16 protein-coding genes and 1 riboswitch are annotated in these 16,959 nt (G+C 71.8%); of the genes, 4 read left to right on the top strand and 12 right to left on the bottom strand.

The features are described from left to right. Positions 1-1,143: a glycosyltransferase family 4 protein gene (locus AB0G59_RS14570; RefSeq protein ID WP_360911452.1), complete on the bottom strand. Its 1,143-nt coding sequence runs from the start codon at positions 1,141-1,143 to the stop codon at positions 1-3. 151 nt (positions 1,144-1,294) lie between these two features. Here AB0G59_RS14570 and AB0G59_RS14565 point away from each other — a divergent pair, with 151 nt between their 5' ends. Continuing rightward, positions 1,295-2,539: a glycosyltransferase 87 family protein gene (locus AB0G59_RS14565; RefSeq protein WP_360911450.1), complete on the top strand. Its 1,245-nt coding sequence runs from the start codon at positions 1,295-1,297 to the stop codon at positions 2,537-2,539. Here the strand turns inward: AB0G59_RS14565 and AB0G59_RS14560 are convergent. The 5 genes from AB0G59_RS14560 to AB0G59_RS14540 form a co-directional block, all read right to left on the bottom strand. Beyond that, entirely contained in the window at positions 2,529-3,788 is a 1,260-nt protein-coding gene (locus AB0G59_RS14560) for a hypothetical protein (RefSeq protein WP_360911448.1), read from the bottom strand. The two genes, AB0G59_RS14565 and AB0G59_RS14560, sit on opposite strands and share 11 nt — an antisense overlap. Before the next feature lie 48 nt (positions 3,789-3,836). After that, positions 3,837-4,895, bottom strand: coding sequence for an NlpC/P60 family protein (locus AB0G59_RS14555; RefSeq protein ID WP_360911446.1), 1,059 nt, complete (start codon positions 4,893-4,895; stop codon positions 3,837-3,839). A gap of 275 nt (positions 4,896-5,170) precedes the next feature. Beyond that, positions 5,171-6,241: an NlpC/P60 family protein gene (locus tag AB0G59_RS14550; RefSeq protein WP_360911444.1), complete on the bottom strand. Its 1,071-nt coding sequence runs from the start codon at positions 6,239-6,241 to the stop codon at positions 5,171-5,173. Positions 6,242-6,414: 173 nt separating this feature from the next. Then, entirely contained in the window at positions 6,415-7,767 is a 1,353-nt protein-coding gene (locus AB0G59_RS14545; RefSeq protein WP_360911569.1) for an NYN domain-containing protein, read from the bottom strand. A 40-nt stretch (positions 7,768-7,807) separates the two neighbouring features. Further along, positions 7,808-8,047 carry a hypothetical protein gene (locus AB0G59_RS14540; RefSeq protein ID WP_360911442.1) on the bottom strand — a complete coding sequence of 80 codons (240 nt, stop codon included), beginning with the start codon at positions 8,045-8,047 and terminating at the stop codon, positions 7,808-7,810. Positions 8,048-8,202: 155 nt separating this feature from the next. On the opposite strand from AB0G59_RS14540, the gene AB0G59_RS14535 reads away from it, so the two are divergent. Both AB0G59_RS14535 and AB0G59_RS14530 read left to right on the top strand, forming a co-directional pair. Continuing rightward, entirely contained in the window at positions 8,203-8,922 is a 720-nt protein-coding gene (locus tag AB0G59_RS14535) for a rhomboid family intramembrane serine protease (RefSeq protein WP_071964902.1), read from the top strand. After that, a complete protein-coding gene (locus tag AB0G59_RS14530; protein WP_071964901.1) occupies positions 8,919-9,200 on the top strand; it encodes an Lrp/AsnC ligand binding domain-containing protein in 282 nt (93 codons plus the stop codon). The genes AB0G59_RS14535 and AB0G59_RS14530 overlap by 4 nt, the downstream gene beginning before the upstream one ends. Positions 9,201-9,236: 36 nt before the next feature. Here the strand turns inward: AB0G59_RS14530 and AB0G59_RS14525 are convergent, their stop codons facing one another. The 6 genes from AB0G59_RS14525 to AB0G59_RS14500 form a co-directional block, all read right to left on the bottom strand. Next, positions 9,237-10,592, bottom strand: coding sequence for an aminotransferase class V-fold PLP-dependent enzyme (locus AB0G59_RS14525; protein WP_360911439.1), 1,356 nt, complete (start codon positions 10,590-10,592; stop codon positions 9,237-9,239). A 143-nt stretch (positions 10,593-10,735) separates the two neighbouring features. Continuing rightward, positions 10,736-10,852: riboswitch (SAM riboswitch) on the bottom strand. A 61-nt stretch (positions 10,853-10,913) separates the two neighbouring features. After that, positions 10,914-11,978 (bottom strand): anthranilate phosphoribosyltransferase, encoded by a 1,065-nt coding sequence (trpD, locus tag AB0G59_RS14520; protein ID WP_360911437.1) that lies wholly within the window; start codon positions 11,976-11,978, stop codon positions 10,914-10,916. Between the two features lie 153 nt (positions 11,979-12,131). Continuing rightward, positions 12,132-13,754, bottom strand: coding sequence for a cytochrome bc complex cytochrome b subunit (locus tag AB0G59_RS14515; protein WP_360911435.1), 1,623 nt, complete (start codon positions 13,752-13,754; stop codon positions 12,132-12,134). Next, positions 13,751-14,806, bottom strand: a complete 1,056-nt coding sequence (locus AB0G59_RS14510) for a Rieske 2Fe-2S domain-containing protein (RefSeq protein ID WP_360911433.1) — start codon at positions 14,804-14,806, stop codon at positions 13,751-13,753. The genes AB0G59_RS14515 and AB0G59_RS14510 overlap by 4 nt, the downstream gene beginning before the upstream one ends. After that, positions 14,803-15,612, bottom strand: a complete 810-nt coding sequence (locus AB0G59_RS14505; protein ID WP_360911431.1) for a c-type cytochrome — start codon at positions 15,610-15,612, stop codon at positions 14,803-14,805. The genes AB0G59_RS14510 and AB0G59_RS14505 overlap by 4 nt, the downstream gene beginning before the upstream one ends. Before the next feature lie 68 nt (positions 15,613-15,680). Continuing rightward, complete coding sequence (locus AB0G59_RS14500) at positions 15,681-16,301, bottom strand: heme-copper oxidase subunit III (protein WP_071963529.1); 621 nt, start codon at positions 16,299-16,301, stop codon at positions 15,681-15,683. A gap of 238 nt (positions 16,302-16,539) precedes the next feature. Here AB0G59_RS14500 and AB0G59_RS14495 point away from each other — a divergent pair, with 238 nt between their 5' ends. Further along, positions 16,540-16,959, top strand: a complete 420-nt coding sequence (locus tag AB0G59_RS14495) for a hypothetical protein (protein ID WP_360911429.1) — start codon at positions 16,540-16,542, stop codon at positions 16,957-16,959.

Here is a 16,959-nt window from a genome sequence, read left to right as displayed (position 1 = left end):
CTACAGCAGTTCCTTCAGCCGCTCGGCCAGCAGGTCCCAGCGCCAGCGCTCCTCGACCCACTCCCGGCCGCGCTCGCCCATCCGCCGCCGCAGCTGCGGATCCTTCAGCAGCGTGACGATGCGGTCGGCCGCCTCACCGGGCGAGCCGCCGCGCACCACGTAGCCGGTCTCGCCCTCCAGCACCGCGTCCGGCGCACCCCCGGAGTCGCCGGCGACCACCGGCAGCCCGGTCGCGGAGGCCTCCAGATAGACGATGCCGAGCCCCTCGACGTCCAGCCCGCCCCGGCGCGTACGGCAGGGCATCGCGAAGACGTCGCCCGCGCCGTAGTGGGCCGGCAGCTCCTCCCAGGCGACCGGGCCCGTGAAGCGGACCGCGTGCGCGACGCCCGTGCGCTCCGCGAGCCGGCGCAGGTCGTCCGCGTAGGGCCCGCCGCCGACTATGAGCAGCACCGCGTCGGGAACGGCCGCCAGGATCCGCGGCATGGCCTCGATGAGGGTGTCCTGGCCCTTGCGCGGCACGAGCCGCGAGACGCACACCACGACCGGCCGGTCGGCCAGCCCCAGCCGGGCGCGGATCTCGTCGCCCCCCGAGCCGGGGTGGAAGGTCTTCTCGTTCACCCCCGGCGGCAGTTGCACCATGCGCGCCGCCGCCTCGGGCGTCAACGCGGCGGCTATCCGCGACCGCGTGTACTCGCCCAGATAGGTGATTGTGTCGGTGCCCTCGCCGATCCGCCGCAACAGCTGCCGCGAGGCCGGCAGCTGGGCCCATCCCGCCTCGTGCCCATGGGTCGTGGCAACCAGCCGGCGGGCGCCCGCCCGGCGCAGCGCCGGGGCCATCAGCCCCAGCGGCGCGGCCGCCCCGAACCACACCGAGGTGCAGCCGTGCTCCCGCAGCAGGGACGCCGCGCGCCGGGTGACCCGGGGCGTGGGCAGCAGCATGGTCGTGCGGTCACGGACGACGGGGAAGGGCTGCTCGGCGTCGAAGCGTGCGGTGGCCTCGGCGCCCTCCCGGCCGCGCTTCCAGGTGGAGGCGTAGACGACGATGCTCGCCGGGTCCAGGCGCAGGGCCATGTTGTGCAGGAAGGCCTGGATGCCTCCGGGGCGGGGCGGGAAGTCGTTGGTGACGATCAGGGTCTTGTGCATCGCCGCCGACAGTACCGGGTGGGATCGGGCGTCAGCCGCGCCGCGTCCCTCACGTCGTCGCGCGCGGGCCCCGGGACCGGCATCATTCCCTTCAGTGACGGCAGGCACACGCTGTGTGGTGGCGCAGCGACCGAGGGGAACGAGGTGAGTGATGGTGGCGGGCACTGGTCTGCGGCTCTCGATCGTGGCGTGGGCCGTTAGCCGGGTCGCTTTGATGATGTGCGTGTTCCGGGTGTGGGACATGCCCGGCTCGGACGTCTCCGTCGACATCGAGGTGATCTACCAGGGCTGGTACGGGGTCCTGCGCACCGGAATCTTCCCCTACGACGACGTCACCTGGCAGTACCCGCCGGCCGCCGCGCTGGCCGTGCTCGCGCCCGGGCTGCTGCCGTTCCTCGACTACGCCCCGGCGTTCTTCGTGCTGTGCCTGCTGGCGGACGCGGCGGTCATGGGGATGCTGCTGTACGCGGTGCGCGACCCCCGGCGCGGCAAGGCGGGGGTGTGGGTGTGGGTCACCGGGGTGCCGCTGCTGGGGCCCATCGTCTACGCCCGCTACGACGTCATGGTCACCGCGGTCGCGGTGGCGGCCCTGCTGACGACCGCGCGCCGGACGCGGCTGTCGGGGGCGCTCATGGGCTTCGGAGCGCTGCTGAAGGTCTGGCCGGTGCTGCTGCTCGTCGGCACCCCGCGCGGCCCGCGCACCCGCTCCACCTGGGGCGCGGCACTGGTCACGGCGCTGCTGCTGGCGATGTTCTGCACGGCCGCGATGCCGGGGGCGCTGGCGTTCCTGACCTTCCAGCGCGACCGGGGCACCGAAGTGGAGTCCCTGGGCTCGCTGGTCTTCCATCTGGCGCGGCACTTCGGCTGGCACGGCAAGGCGCGGCTGAACTACGGCTCGGTGGAGTTCCTCGGCCGCCACGTCCACGCGGTGAGCGCCATGGCGCTGGGCCTGAGCGTGCTGGCCCTCGTCTGGCTGCTGCTGTGGCGGGTGCGGGCGCGCAGGTTCACCACCACCACGCCCTACGACGCGGCGTTCGCGGCGGTGCTGCTGTTCACCACCACCAGCCGGGTGATCAGCCCGCAGTACATGGTGTGGCTGATCGGCCTGGCGGCGGTGTGCGTGGTGATGCGCACGCCGCGGCAGGGCCTGCCGGTCGTGCTGGTGCTCCTGGCCGCGCCGCTGACGCAGCTGGAGTTCCCGATCTGGTTCTCGCACGTCGTGGCCAGCGACAAGCTGGGCATCGCCACGCTGACGCTGCGCAACGGGCTGCTGGTGGCGGCGACGCTGGTCGCCTGTACCCGGCTGTGGCGGGAGACGGTCTCGGAGGAGCCGGCGGCCGGCGGCGAACCGGACCCGCCGACCGAGCCCCGCGAGTCCGCCCTCGTCAGCCGGTAGAGCCGGCGAGGCCGCCCGCCACGTACGAGCGCCAGCGCCCGGTGAAGTCGTCCTGGCCGACCCCCAGCACCTCGCGCAGCGCCGCCTCGAGCGCGCCCTCGCGGCTGCGGTGGCCGCCCACCGCCCGGTAGAAGGCGACGAGCTTCTCCTCGCCCCACTGCTCGGCGATCATGCGGCAGGCCAGCCAGCCCTCCTCGTAGGCGCGGGCCAGCCGGCCGGCCTCGCCCGCGAAGCCGAAGTCGGCGTCCTCGGGCAGGTGCTGCGGCAGCCGTCCCGCGGAGACGGCCACGGCCAGCTCGGGGGCGGCCTGCCGGGCGGTGCGGCCGGTGTCGCGGTAGGCGGCCCAGTCGGCGAAGCCCTCGGAGAGCCACAGCGGGGTGGCGGGCGAGGTCAGGGCGCGGGTGGCGACATGGGCGGTCTCGTGGGTGAGCACGATCCGGCGGCCGAAGTCGCCGAGGACGCCGTAGGCCTCGGGGTTGACGATGATCCGGTCGGCGGGGGCCGCCCCCGCCCCGCCGACCTCGCCGGTGGTCACCGCCGCGATGCCCCGGTAGTTCGACGCGGGGGCGCCCAGCAGCGCCGCCATCCGCTCCAGCGAGGCGGGCATCTCGACCACCACCCGCTCCGCCCACTTCCCCGGCCATGCGGCGTCCACGGCGGGCACCGCCCGGTCGGCGAGGTCCGCCAGCGCCCTCAGCCGTGCCTGGTCCTGCCCCACCCCGAGGACCAGGCTGTGCTCGCCGCGCACGGCCGTGACCTCGCCCTGCTCCCACAACTGCCCGCCACCGCCCCGGCCGTCCTGGCCGGCCACGTACCAGCGGTCGGCGCGGCGCACCACGGTCAGCCGCAGCGAGGCGGTGACGGGCGCGGTGTCGTACCCGTCGAGCCGGTAGCGCAGTTCGGCCTCGGCGGCGACGCGGCGGCCGTCGCCGGGGGCGGGGGTGAAGCCGCCGGTGCGCACCAGGCGGTACTCCCAGGAGGCGAGCGGCACGGCGGCGAGGTTGGCGAACGCCCGGCGCCGCTCGGCCCGGTAGCCGTCGGCGGCCGGGTCCACGGCCGCGAGGTAGGCGCCCTCGTCCCGGGCCCGTACGGCGGCGCCCCACCGGTCGAGCAGGTACTGCACGGAGGTGTCGGCCCTCTCGGGGCCCGCGCCGCCGCCGGAGCCGCAGCCGGCCAGGGCCTGGAGCGCGAGCGCCACCACGACCAGGCAGCTCCATGCCCGCCGTCCACTCCGCCTGCTGCCCGTCACGCCCGCATCGTACGAGCCGGACGGGCCCGGACACCGGTCAGGGCACGCTCATGGCCGGGTGACGGAGGAAATCGGCATCATGTTGGCCGGGTCGTAGCGGACGCGCGCGCCGGGGTAAGGGGCGTGCACCACCTGTCCGTTGCCGACGTACATGCCCACGTGGCTGGCGTCGTCCCGGTAGATGACCAGGTCGCCGGGGCGGGCATCGGCCAGCGAGACGCGGCGGCCGGCGTTGCGCTGCGCCTGGGAGGTGCGCGGCAGGCCCACCCCGGCCCGCCCGTAGGCCCACTGCATCAGCCCGGAGCAGTCGAAGGCGCCGGGCCCGGTCGCGCCCCAGGCGTAGGGGGAGCCCACCGCCGAGCGGGCCGCCAGGGCCGCGGCGGCGCCGCGGCCGGAGAGGCCGCTCAGGTCCGGCAGGGCGCTGTGCAGGGCGCCGGACGGGCGCTCCCCGGAGCGGGAGGAGCGGGTGATCTCCGCCCGGTCCGACTCGGGCAGGGAGTTCAGCAGCCGGCGGGCGGCGGCGAGCTTGCCCTCGACCTCGTGCTTGTGGCGCTCGACGGCCGCCCGGCTGACCTCCAGCTCGGCGAGGGTGCGGGCGGCTTCGTGCCGCTCCTGGCGCAGGGTGCGCTGCGCGGCCAGCAGGGCCTTGAGCTGTTCGGCCTGGCGGCCGGTGACGCGGTCGAGGGTGGCGGCCCTGTCGAGGTAGCCGTCGGGGTCGGAGGACAGCAGCAGCTCGATGGCGGGGTCCACGGCGCCGTTGCGGTACTGGGCGGTGGCGATCATGCCCAGGGCGCTGCGCATCCGGTTGACCTGCTCCTGGCCGCGCGCGACCCGGTCGGCGGCCTGCTCCACCCGCTCGCGCAGGGCGTCGGCGCGCTCGCCCGCCGCGTTGTACTTCTCGGTGGCCTGCTCGGCCTGCTCGTAGAGCTGGTCGAGCTGCGCTTTCACCGTCCCCGGAGCCTTGGAGTCGTCGGCGGTGTCACCGGGGCGTGCGCTCGCCGGGGCCGCCGAGAAGGCGGCCGCGGCGGTGGCCACGGCGGCGGACAGAACGGTGACCCGGACGCTCTGGGTGAGACCGGACTGCGAAGGACGGCGATGGGACGCCACTGGGTGCCGCACTCCCTTCCACTGTGTGCGGACCCTGCCGCCCGGTTGACGGGCGGTCGACGGCCGGGCACCGCGCGCCAGACAGTAGCGGCGCGCTCACCCCCGGTTCAAAGACCCTGCGGGGCGTGAAAACTGACGCCCCGCCGGAGACGCAGGTCACCGGCGGGGCGTGGTGTCAGTTGCCGTAGCCGTGATTCGCCCGAACGGGCGGTGCGGCGCGGCGGGGGGTTTGGGCCATGGGGGTACTCCCCCCGCCGTTCGGGCGATGGGGGAGGTCAGCCCACCCGGACGCCGAACTGGAAGGGCATGTTGCTCATCGGCTCGTACCGCACGTTGGTGCCCGACCGGGGCGCGTGCAGCACCTGGCCGTTGCCCGCGTACAGGCCCACGTGGTGGAGGTCGCCGTAGAAGATCACCAGGTCGCCGGGCTTGAGGGAGCCCTGGTCGTAGATGCGGGTGCCGGCGTTGGCCTGGTCCTGCGAGATGCGCGGCAGGGTGACGCCGGCCTGTGCGTACGCCCAGGAGGTGAGCCCGGAGCAGTCGAAGGAGTTGGGGCCGGTCGCGCCCCAGACGTACGGCGAGCCGATCTTGCTCTGCGCGGCGCCGAGGGCACCGCCGGCGCGCTGCGAGGTGGGCAGGGACTTGCCCAGGTCCGGGCGGCTCTCGGAGCGCCCGGCGCGGGAGCCGTCCGTACCCCCCTTACCGGCCTCCTTGCCGGCGGACTCGCCCTCGCCGAGGACCTCGGCGCGCTCCTTGGCGGTGAGGGTGTTGAGCAGGTCGCGGGCCTCGCCGAGCTTGCCCTGGACCTCGCTCTTGCGCTCCCCCAGCGCCTTGCGGGTCGACTCCAGGTCGGCGAGCTTGCCGGTGGCCTCGGCGCGCTCCTGGCGCAGCGTGCGCTGCTTGGCGGCTATCTGCTGGAGGGTGTCGGCCTGCTTGGCGCTCAGCTGGTTGAGGGTGGACGCCTTCTCGAGGTAGGAGTCCGGGTCGGAGGAGAGCAGCAGCTGCAGGGTCGGGTCGATGGAGCCACTGCGGTACTGGGCGGTGGCCATCGAGCCGAGGCCGTCACGGAGCTTGTTGAGCTCCTCCTGGCCGCGGGCGACCTTGTCCTGGAGCTCGCCGACCTGCTTCTCGAGCTTCTCCTGCTTCTCCTTGGCCCCGTTGTACTTCTCGGTGGCCTGCTCCGCCTCTTCGTGAAGCTTGTCGACCTTCGTCTTGACGTCCGTCTTGGAAGGCTGGGGGTCGGCGCTCGCGGACTGCGCGGAGAGGGCGACGGCCGCGGCGGCGGTCGCGGTCAGCACGGTCACCCGAGTGCGACTCGGCTGCTTGGGACGACGGTGGGAGGCCACGGAGCGAGCCCCTCCTCTTCCTCGAACAGAAAATCACGGTACAGAGGTTCGAGGCCCGACCCTAGTGAGCGGAATGTGATCCATTCAAATTCTCGTGCGAAAAATCTGCACCGTCAGTCCAACCTTTACCAAGGCGGCCCCTCAGGTCACACAGACTTAAGCGGACGTATCGCTCATGTACGAGCAAGTCGCTTGAGCAGCAACGCCGATGCGACCGGCCGCGCCCCCGCCTTGGCGACCCCGTCCGCGACCTCGCGGTCGGTGGAGACCACCACGACCGGACGGCCCGGCGGCTCGGCGCGCACGAGCTGGCGGATCAGCTCGTCCGCCGTCACCCCGGGCTTGCTGAACAGCACCCGCACCCCGCGCGGCGGCGCCAGCAGCACCGGCGCCGCGAGCTCGGCCCCGTCGAAGACACAGGTCACCTCGGCGCCGGTCTGCGCGGCCAGCATCGCCAGCCCGCCCAGCAGCCGCAGCCGCTGCTTGTCCAGCGGCATCGTCGGATAGCCGGTCTTGGTGACGTTGTAGCCGTCGACCACCAGATGCGCCTGAGGCAGCGCCAACAGCTGGTCCAGCAGGGCCGGATCGGTCTCCGACAGGGCCCGCGTGGCGATGTCCTTGGGCGTCATCGTGCCCGGCTGGACGGCCTCGACCGTGTCCGCCGGGTGCACGGAGGCGGGCGGCAGCGCCAGCTCGCGCCGCAGCCCCTGCGCCGCGTCCAGCACCGTGTCCAGCAGCAGCCGCAGCCGCATGTCCTCCACGCTGCGCCCCTCGCGGGCCGCCCGGCGGCTCGCCTCCAGGCCGGCCTCGGCCTCCGCCAGCCGCGCCTTGACGCGCCGCGTCTCGGCCAGGGCCGCCGCCTTCTCGGCCGCGGCCTCCGAACGCACCGACTCCAGCTCCGTCTGCGCCTTGCGCAGCGCCGCCTCGCCGCGCCGCACGTCGCTGACGGCGCTGCGCAGCTTGCGCTGGTGCGACTCGGCCTCCCTGCGCGCGGTCTCCAGCTCGGCCCGCACGCGCTCGTTCTCCGCCCGCGCCTCGGCCCGCGCGGCCGCCAGCTCCTCGCGCAGCCGGCGCAGTTCGCGCTGGGCCTCCTCGCCGGCCCGCTCCGCGCTCGCCCGCTGGGCCTCCTCGCCGGCCGCGGTGACCAGCTTGACCCAGCCCGGCGGGCGCAGCACGAAGGCCATGGCCGCCACGTCCTCCGGATCGGCCGCCGCCGGCGGGGAACCGGCGTCGAGCGCCTCCGCCAGCTCGGAGCCCGTCTCGCGCAGCCGCGCGGAGATGCGCTGGCGGAAGACGGCGTCGCTCTCGACGGCCGCCGCCATGGCGTTCCCGGCGAACTTGGCCCGCCGGGTAGGGGTGAACCGGGCGTACTGCCGCAACTGGGGCGGAAGTTCGGTGACCGTCAGGCCGCCGAACGCCTCGGCGACGAGCCCGACGACGCGCCGCCTGATCCCCTCGGGCAGGGGACGGTCGAGCACCTCGGTGACGCCGTCGTCGGCCCCGCCGGCATCACCGGCCGCCTCCACGCCGTCTGTGTGCTCCACCACCGTTCATCGCTCCCGTTCTTCAGGCACTCGCGCCCGGCCGGTCCACCAGCTCGATCTGGTCGACCACGTTGCACCAACGGCACCGCACGGACTCGATCGTCTCACTGACGACCTCGCGCTCCTCCACCTTCGACTCCCCCGCGAGATCGAGGTGCACGTAGTCGACAGCCTTCGTCGTACGCGTGACGTCGAACCGGGTGAGATTGCCGCACAGCGTGCAGCGCCACCGGGTGTCGGCTGTCGGCCGGGGAACGCCCATGGTGTCGTCCATCCTCGTTCGCGGTGCATACGGTCGGTGGAGTGCTTTTCGTAACCCTACGGCCTGGTGGTCGCCGAGCGCGGGGGCACGGGCCCGAGCGGGCGGACCGGCGAGGCACTCTGTGCTGGTTACGCCCGGTACGCCATGATCTGGTCATGATCAGAACGGCATGGCGCCCGGGCCGGGGCGGCATCCCCTGGGTGACCTGGACGCTCCTGGGCGGCTGCTGCGCGGCCTTCCTCGCCGGTCCCGCCTCGGGCCTGAACGCCTCCTACGGCACCGGCCCCGCGCTGCTGTCCGCCCAGACCGCCTACTTCGAGCGCTGGGGCGTCGTACCGCACGAGCTGTGGCACGGCCCCCTGCTGGGTCTGTGCACCCCGCTCACGGCGCTCTTCGTCCACGGCAACTGGCTGCATCTGCTCGGCAACATGCTCTTCCTCTACGTCTTCGGCGCCATGACCGAGGCACGCATGGGCCGCTCCGCCTTCGCCTGCTGCTACCTCCTCACCGGCTACCTGGCGCTGCTCGGCTACGCGGTCGTGCACGCCCAGTCCGAGCGCACCCTCGTGGGAGCGTCCGGCGCCATCTCCGGCGTGCTGGGGGCGTTCCTCTATCTCTTCCCCAGGGCGCGCGTCACCAGCCTCTTCCCCTTCCTCTTCTTCCTGCCGCTGCGCTTTCCGGCCTGGGCCGTACTACTGTTCTGGTTCGTTCTGCAGTGGCTGGCGACGGGCACGGAGGCCGGACGGCCGGGGATCGCCTATCTGGCCCATGTCCTGGGCTTCTCGCTCGGCTTCGGCTTCGCCTGGGTCCACCGCACGGCTGCGGCTAGAGTGAAGAACGCAGCCAGGTCCACCGAAGGAGACAAGCCGACGTGATCACTTCGATCGTGCTCATCAAGACCGACGTGGACCGGATCCCCGAGATCGCCGAGAAGATCGCCGCGCTCGAGGGCGTCAGCGAGGTCTACTCCGTCACCGGGGCGCACGATCTGATCGCGATGGTGCGGGTGGCCCGGCACGACGACCTCGCGGACGTCATCCCGGGCCGGATCAGCAAGGTGCCGGGCGTGGCCTCCACGGAGACGCACATCGCCTTCCGCACGTACTCGCAGCACGACCTGGAAGCGGCCTTCGCCATCGGCCTGGACAACTGACCACCGCGCCCCGCGAGGGGCGCGGGTCGCGGGGAGCTACGCGGCCACGTCCGGCACGCAACGGCCGCCTTCGGTGCGGTAGATCCAGCGCGCGCCGTTGGCCACCAGCTCCCCCACGGCCCGGACGAACCGCTCGACGTGCTCGTCGGGGGTGCCGGCGCCGAAGCTGACCCGGATGGCGTTGAGCGACTGCCCCTCGTCGGGGGCGCCGCACTCCCCCGGGGCGTCCGGCTCGCCGCCCAGCAGCGTTCGCACCAGCGGATGGGCGCAGAACAGTCCGTCGCGGACCCCGATGCCGTACTCGGCGGACAGCGCGGCCGCGAAGTGCGAGCTGTTCCAGCCGTCCACGACGAAGGAGATGACGCCCACGCGCGGGGCGTCCTCGCCGAACAGCGACAGCACCCGCACCCCGGGCACCGCGGCCAGGCCCGCCCGCACCCGGTCGACCAGGTGCCGCTCGCGCGCCACCAGCCGGTCGAAGCCCGCGTCGGTCAGCGCCCTGCAGGCGGCGGCGACGGCGTAGACGCCGATGACGTTGGGCGAACCGGCCTCGTGCCGGGCGGCGCTGTCGTGCCACTCCACGTCCACGCCGCCGTCCGCCCGGCGGGCCACCGCGCGGCTCGCCCCGCCGCCCGCCAGGTACGGCTCGGCGCCCCGCAGCCAGTCGGCGCGCCCGGCCAGGACGCCCGAGCCGAACGGCGCGTACAGCTTATGGCCGGAGAAGGCGACCCAGTCGACGTCCAACTCGGCGATGTCCACGGGGTGGTGAGGGGCCAGCTGCGCGGCGTCCAGCACGATGCGCGCCCCGTGCGCGTGGGCGGCCGCGGCCAGCTCCCGCACGGGCCACACCTCGCCCGTCACATTGGACGCCCCGGTCACACAGACCAGGGCGGGACCGTAGGGGTCGCGGTCGGCCAGCGCCCGCTCCAGCGCCTCGACGGCCTGCCGCGGGGAACGCGGGGCGTCGAGGTAGGTGACGTCCGCTTCGTTCCAGGGCAGCAGGGCGGCGTGGTGCTCGGTCTCGAAGACGAACACCCGGCAGCCGGCGGGCAGTACGGCGGCGAGGAGGTTGAGCGAGTCGGTGGTGGACCGGGTGAAGACGACCTGGTCGTCGGCGCGGCAGCCGAGGAAGTCGGCGACCGCCGCCCGGCTGTTCTCGAAGAGGTCGGTGGACAGCTGCGAGAGGTATCCCGCGCCCCGGTGCACGCTGCCGTAGTACGGCGCGTACGCGGCGACGTCGTCCCAGACCCGCTGCAGCGCGGGGGCGCTGGCGGCGTAGTCGAGGGCCGCGTACGTCACCTCGCCCCCGGTGACGAGCGGCACGCGGACGTCGCGGCCGAGGACGGGCAGCGGTGCGGTGGTGGAAACAGCGTCAACAGCGCATGCGGACATGGCGAATTCTCCCGGCAAGGGCGATGGATGGACGCGCGCGCCCGGACAGGGGCGCACGGAATTACCGGAAACGGGCCGTAGGCCCTAACGCATTCGCTGAATCACGGAAGGATCTCCCTCGACAACCAGGATCCCTGGCGAGGGATCCGCGCTTGCCGCAGACGTCGCTGCCTGCGGCCTGGTCATCACCCGGGGCACCCCGCCACGGAAGGAGGGTTGCCGGACAGCAAGCCGGGGCCGTATCGCTGTCGCTCGTGACCTGGCCAGGAGTATGGCACAAACGGATCGCCCCGCGGAACCGTCGTTCCGCGGGGCGAGACGTCAGGCGTTGCTGGCCGCCACCCACCGCTCGAGCGCCCGCCGCGCCGCGCCGGAGTCGATGGCCTCAGCGGCCCGTTCCATCGCCGCCCGGATCTGCTCCGCGAGCGGGGCGTCCGCCGGCTCCAACGCCACCAGCGCCGCGGCCGCGTTCAGCAGGACCGCGTCCCGCACCGGGCCCTGCTCGCCCGCCAGCAGCCGCCGCGCCACATCCGCGTTGTACGAGGCGTCGGCGCCGCGCAGAGCCTCCACCGGCACCAGCTCGATCCCCACGTCCCGCGGGTCGAAGGGCTCCTCCCGCACCGCGCCGTCCCGCACGATCCACACCCGCGAGGTCGCGGTCGTCGTCAGCTCGTCCAGCCCGTCGTCACCGCGGAAGACCAGCGCCGAGGAGCCGCGCTCGGCCAGCACGCCGGCCAGGATCGGCGCCATCCGGGCGTCGGCCACGCCGGTGGCCTGGGCACGCACCCGGGCCGGGTTGGTCAGCGGGCCCAGCACGTTGAAGGTCGTACGGATGCCCAGCTCGCGGCGGGCGGCCGCCACGTGCCGCAGCGCGGGGTGGAACTTCACGGCGAAGCAGAAGGTGATGCCCGCCTCCTGGGCCACCTCCACCACCCGGCGCGGGGTGAGGTCCAGATTGACCCCGAGCTTCTCCAGCACGTCGGAGGCGCCGCTGGCGGAGGACGCCGCGCGGTTGCCGTGCTTGACGACCTTCGCGCCGGTGCCGGCGACGACGATCGAGGACATGGTGGAGATGTTGACGGTCTTGGCGCCGTCGCCGCCGGTGCCCACGATGTCCACGCTCGGGCCGGGCACCTCGATCAGGTTGGCGTGCGCGTACATCGCGCGCACCAGGCCGGAGATCTCGGCGACCGTCTCGCCCTTGGCCCGCAGGGCCACCACGAAGCCCGCGATCTGCGCGTTCGTCGCCTCGCCGCGCATGATCCGGTCCATGGCCCAGGCGGTGTCGTCCGAGCTGAGGTCGACGTCGCTGAGCAGGGCGTCCAGTACGCGGGGCCAGGAGGGGGCCACCGAGCGCTCGCCGCCTGCCGGGGTCGCAACGTTCATGGTCCACACTCCTGGTGGTCTCTCGTGTCCACAGGGCCCGATTGGGGGCCCGGGTCCAGCCTATCCACGACCGGGGACGGCGAAGAGCCCCGTCCATGCGATGGACGGGGCTCTCGCTGTGGCGATCAGTTCACTGTGATCAGCAGGCGGGGATCAGTGGTGGCCGTGGCCGCTGGTGATCTCCTGGTACTCCTCCGCGGTGGCCTTGGGGATGTGCGTCCCCTCGCCGTAGAAGCCCTTCGAGAGCTTGACCCGCAGCTTCTGGCCCGCGCCGACCTTGCGGGCGACGCCGTTCTCGTCCACCTCGGGCTCGAGCTCGAGCGGCCGGGGCTGCTCGTGCGCGGTGAGGGTGTGCAGCTGCTCCTGCGAGAGCGGCTCGTGGACCTCCACGAACTCACCGTGCGGCAGGCGCTTGATGATGCCGGACTCGCGGCCGTGCAGCACCTTCTCCTTGTCGCGACGCTGCAGACCCATGCAGATCCGGCGCGTGACGACGAAGGCGATGACCGGGCCGACGAAGAACGCGATCCGGACGAACCAGGTGATGGCGTTGATCGACAGGTGGAAGTGGGTCGCCCACAGGTCGTTTCCACCACCGACCAGCAGCACCAGGTACCAGGTCAGCCAGGCCACACCGAAGGCGGTGCGGGTCGGGGCGTTGCGCGGGCGGTCCAGCAGGTGGTGCTCACGCTTGTCGCCGGTGACCCAGGACTCGATGAACGGGTAGACCGCGATGGCCGCCAGGACCAGCGGGAAGATCATCAGCGGGATGAACACGCCCAGGACGAGCGTGTGACCCGCGAAGTTGATCTCCCAGCCCGGCATCACTCGGATGAGGCCCTCGGAGAAGCCCATGTACCAGTCGGGCTGCGCACCGGTGGACACCTGGTCCGGGCGGTACGGGCCCATGGCCCAGATCGGGTTGATCGTCGCGACGGCGGCGATGGCCGCGATCACACCGAAGACCAGGAAGAAGAAGCCTCCGGCCTTGGCCATGTAGACCGGCAGCAGCGGCATGCCGACCACGTTCTTGTTCGTCCGGCCGGGGCCGGGGAACTGCGTGTGCTTGTGGTAGAAGACCAGGATCAGGTGCGCCACCAGCAGGCCGAGCATGATGCCCGGCAGCAGCAGGACGTGGATCGAGAAGAACCGCGGCACGAAGTCCGAGCCGGGGAACTCGCCGCCGAAGAGGAACATCGAGATGTACGTGCCGATGATCGGCACGGACAGGATCGCGCCCTCCATGAAGCGGACACCGGTGCCCGAGAGCAGGTCGTCCGGCAGGGAGTAACCGGTGAAACCGGTGAACATGCCGAGGACCAGCAGCAGGAAGCCGAACAGCCAGTTGACCTCACGCGGCTTGCGGAACGCGCCGGTGAAGAACACGCGCATCATGTGCACGAGCATGGCCGCGACGAAGATCAGCGCCGCCCAGTGGTGGATCTGCCGGATGAGCAGACCACCGCGGACGTCGAAGCTGATGTCGACCGTCGACTTGAACGCCTCGGACATCCGCATGCCCTGCATGGGGACGTACGAGCCGTGGTAGACGACCTCGTTCATGCTGGGGTGGAAGAACAGCGTCAGATACACACCCGTGAGGATGATGATGATGAAGCTGTAGAGGCAGACCTCGCCCAGCATGAAGGACCAGTGGTCCGGGAAGATCTTCCGCATGTTGGACTTGGCCAGGCTGTAGATGCCCAGCCGGCCGTCGGCCCAGTCGGCGACCCGCTCACCGGCGGGCGCCTTGCGGCGGTTGTCGTTGTTGCTCATCCGCGCTCCCAGTAGGCAGGACCGACGGGCTCGGCGAAGTCGCCCATGGCCTCAAGGTAGCCCTTGTCATTGACCTTGATCCGCAGCTGCGGAAGGGCGTGGCCGGCCGGGCCGAAGATCACGCGACCGCCGTCGGCGAGGTCGAAGGTGGACTGGTGGCACGGGCACAGCACGTGGTGCGTCTGCTGCTCGTAGAGGCTGATCGGGCAGCCGACGTGGGTGCAGATCTTGGAGAACGCGACGATGCCGTCGGCCGACCAGTCGAGCTCGCGCTTGTCCTTGATGTTCTCCGGACGGAGCCGGACGATCATCAGGGCGGCCTTGGCGATCTCCTGCTGGAAGTCGTGGTCCTCCTCCTTCATGCCCTCGGGCATGGCGAAGGTGAGGGAGCCGACCTGGATGTCCTCGGGACGCAGCGGCTGCAGCGTGTTCTGGTTGATGAGCATCTTGCCCTCGGACCAGGCGGTCTTGCGGAGCTTGGTGCCCGGCAGCGGACCGAGGTCACGCAGCAGCACCACGCCGGAGAGCGGCACCAGGGCCAGCGCGCCGAACATGGTGTTGCGGATCAGCTTGCGACGGCCGAAGCCCGACTCCTCGGCACCCAGCTTGAAGTCGGCCATGACCTTGGCCTTGACCTCGGCGGGCGCCTCGATCGGGTGCCGCTCGTCGGCGACCTCGACGTCGGACATCAGGGTGCGGGCCCAGTGGACCGCGCCCGCGCCGATGCAGAACAGCGCCACGCCGAGGGTGAGCCCCAGCGAGAAGTTCAGCGCGCTGATGTGGCCGATCGGGAACACGTAGATGTTCTTGTCGACCGGCAGGCTCACGTAGGCGGCGATGAAGCCGACCGTGGCCAGCATCGACAGCATGAACAGGAACGCGACCACGCGCTCGGAGCGCTTGGCGGCCCGCTCGTCGATGTCCTGCATGCGCGGCTCGTGGGGCGGCAGCCCCGGGTCCGCGAACGGGTCGCCGGCGGTGGCTACGGCACCTTCGTGCGCGTGGCCCTGCGTGCTCGGCAGGGTCTCTTCTGGAATGTCTTGGCTACTCATGACTTCTTGGCCTTAGCGGTGTGGGCCGCGACCCAGATGGCGACTGCGATCAGCGCACCCAGACCGAAGATCCACGCGAACAGACCCTCACTGACCGGGCCGAGGCCGCCCAGTTCGAGGCCGCCCGGGCTCTTGGTCTTGTCGCTGTTGACCGTGTCGAGGTACGCGATGATGTCCTTCTTGTTCTTCTCCGACATCGTGGTGTCGGGGAAGGAAGGCATGTTCTGCGGGCCGGTCTGCATGGCCTCGTAGATGTGCTTCGGGTCGACGCCCTCGAGGCTCGGGGCGTACTTGCCGTTCGAGAGGGCGCCGCCCTTGCCCGTGAAGTTGTGGCACTGGGCGCAGTTCGTGCGGAACAGCTCGCCACCCTTGGCGATGTCGGCACCTTCGGGGCTGTACTGGTTCTTCGTCGGGACCGAGGGGCCCGCGCCGAGGGAAGCGATGTACGCCGCGAGCTGGTCGATCTCGGCCTGCGTGTAGATGGCCTTCTTGCGGGGCGCCTGGGCGCCCTGCTGCTGCAGCGGCATGCGGCCGGTGGCGACCTGGAAGTCGACGGCGGCGGAACCCACGCCGACCAGGCTCGGCCCGTCGGTGGTGCCCTGACCGCCGGTGCCGTGGCAGCTTGCGCAGCCCACGGAGTAGAGCTTCTTGCCCTCCTCGATGGCGAGGGACTGGGCGGTGTCATCGGCCTTGGCCGTGTCCGCCGGCGCGAACGCGGCGTACAGCCCCCCAGTTACCGCCAGCGCGAAGAGTAGGACGACGACCGCCGCCAGCGGATGGCGTCGTCGTGCGGAGAGCTTTTTCACGGATTACCCCGGTGTCAGGATCTTCTGCGTCGATGTCGGACTGTTGGTCCGGTGCGGGACAGGACCGATTACTTGATCAAGTAGATCGTGGCGAAGAGCCCGATCCAGACCACGTCGACGAAGTGCCAGTAGTAGGACACGACGATGGCCGCTGTCGCCTGGTGGTGGGTGAACCTCTTGGCCGCGTACGTCCTGCCCAGGACCAGCAGGAAGGCGATGAGGCCGCCCGTCACGTGCAGGCCGTGGAAGCCGGTCGTCAGGTAGAACACCGAGCCGTACGGGTCGGAGGAGAGGGAGAGGCCCTCCTCCTTGACCAGATCGGTGTATTCGAAGACCTGGCCGCCGATGAAGATGGCACCCATCACGAACGTGACCACGAACCACATGCGCAGCTTCTTCACGTCGCCGCGCTCGGCGGCGAAGACGCCGAGCTGGCAGGTGAGGGAGGAGAGCACGAGGATCGTGGTGTTGGTGGCCGAGAACGGAAGGTTCAGCGCGGACGCCATTTCCTTCCAGTGCTCGGCTCCGGTCACCGATCGCAGGGTGAAGTACATCGCGAAGAGGGCCGCGAAGAACATCAGCTCGGAACTCAGCCAGATGATGGTTCCGACGCTGGTGAGGTTCGGTCGATTGACCGACGGGTGCGCGTGCCCGGTATCTGTTGCTGTTGCTGTCGCCACGACCGACATTATGTCGGTCGCTTATCTCGCGCTCACTCCGGGGGGTGCCGTTCGGTGTGTCAAGACGGTATGCCCTGCTCGTACGGCCCATTGCGCGGGTCCCCCAAAGGGGGGAAGGGCCGCTTCCGGGGCCTCGCGGGCCCTGTCGAACCCTCCTCCCGGACGGCCCTCGCGGAGTAGCATCCGCGCACAACCGCTCGACCCACAAGCTGTGCTGTCCATGTGTGCCCACAAGCCTGGAGGAACGATGCAGCCGACTGCCACGGTGCTGGTCTACAGCGACAACTCGAGCACGCGCGAGCAGGTGCGGCTGGCCGCCGGGCGGCGGCCGGCGGCCGATGTCCCAGCGGTGAGCTACCTGGAGTGCGCGACCCTGCCGGCCGTGCTGAAGACCCTGGCGGAGCACCATGTCGACGTGTGCGTGCTGGACGGGGAGACGGCGCCGGCGGGCGGCATGGGGGTGTGCCGGCAGCTGAAGGACGAGGTGTTCCGCTGCCCGCCGGTGCTGTTGCTCATCGGCCGTCCGCAGGACGCCTGGCTGGCCACGTGGAGCCGCGCGGACGCGGCCGTCACCCATCCGCTGGACCCGGTGGAGTTCGCGGCCGCGCTGGCCGCCCTGCTGCGCGAGGCCGGCCGGCCCCAGCCCGTGGCTTGCCAAGACTCCTGA

The sequence above is a fragment of the Streptomyces sp. NPDC021096 genome, assembly GCF_040641275.1.
In the GTDB taxonomy this organism is placed as follows: Bacteria; Actinomycetota; Actinomycetes; order Streptomycetales; family Streptomycetaceae; genus Streptomyces.
This window is presented reverse-complemented; position numbering and strand designations above follow the sequence as displayed.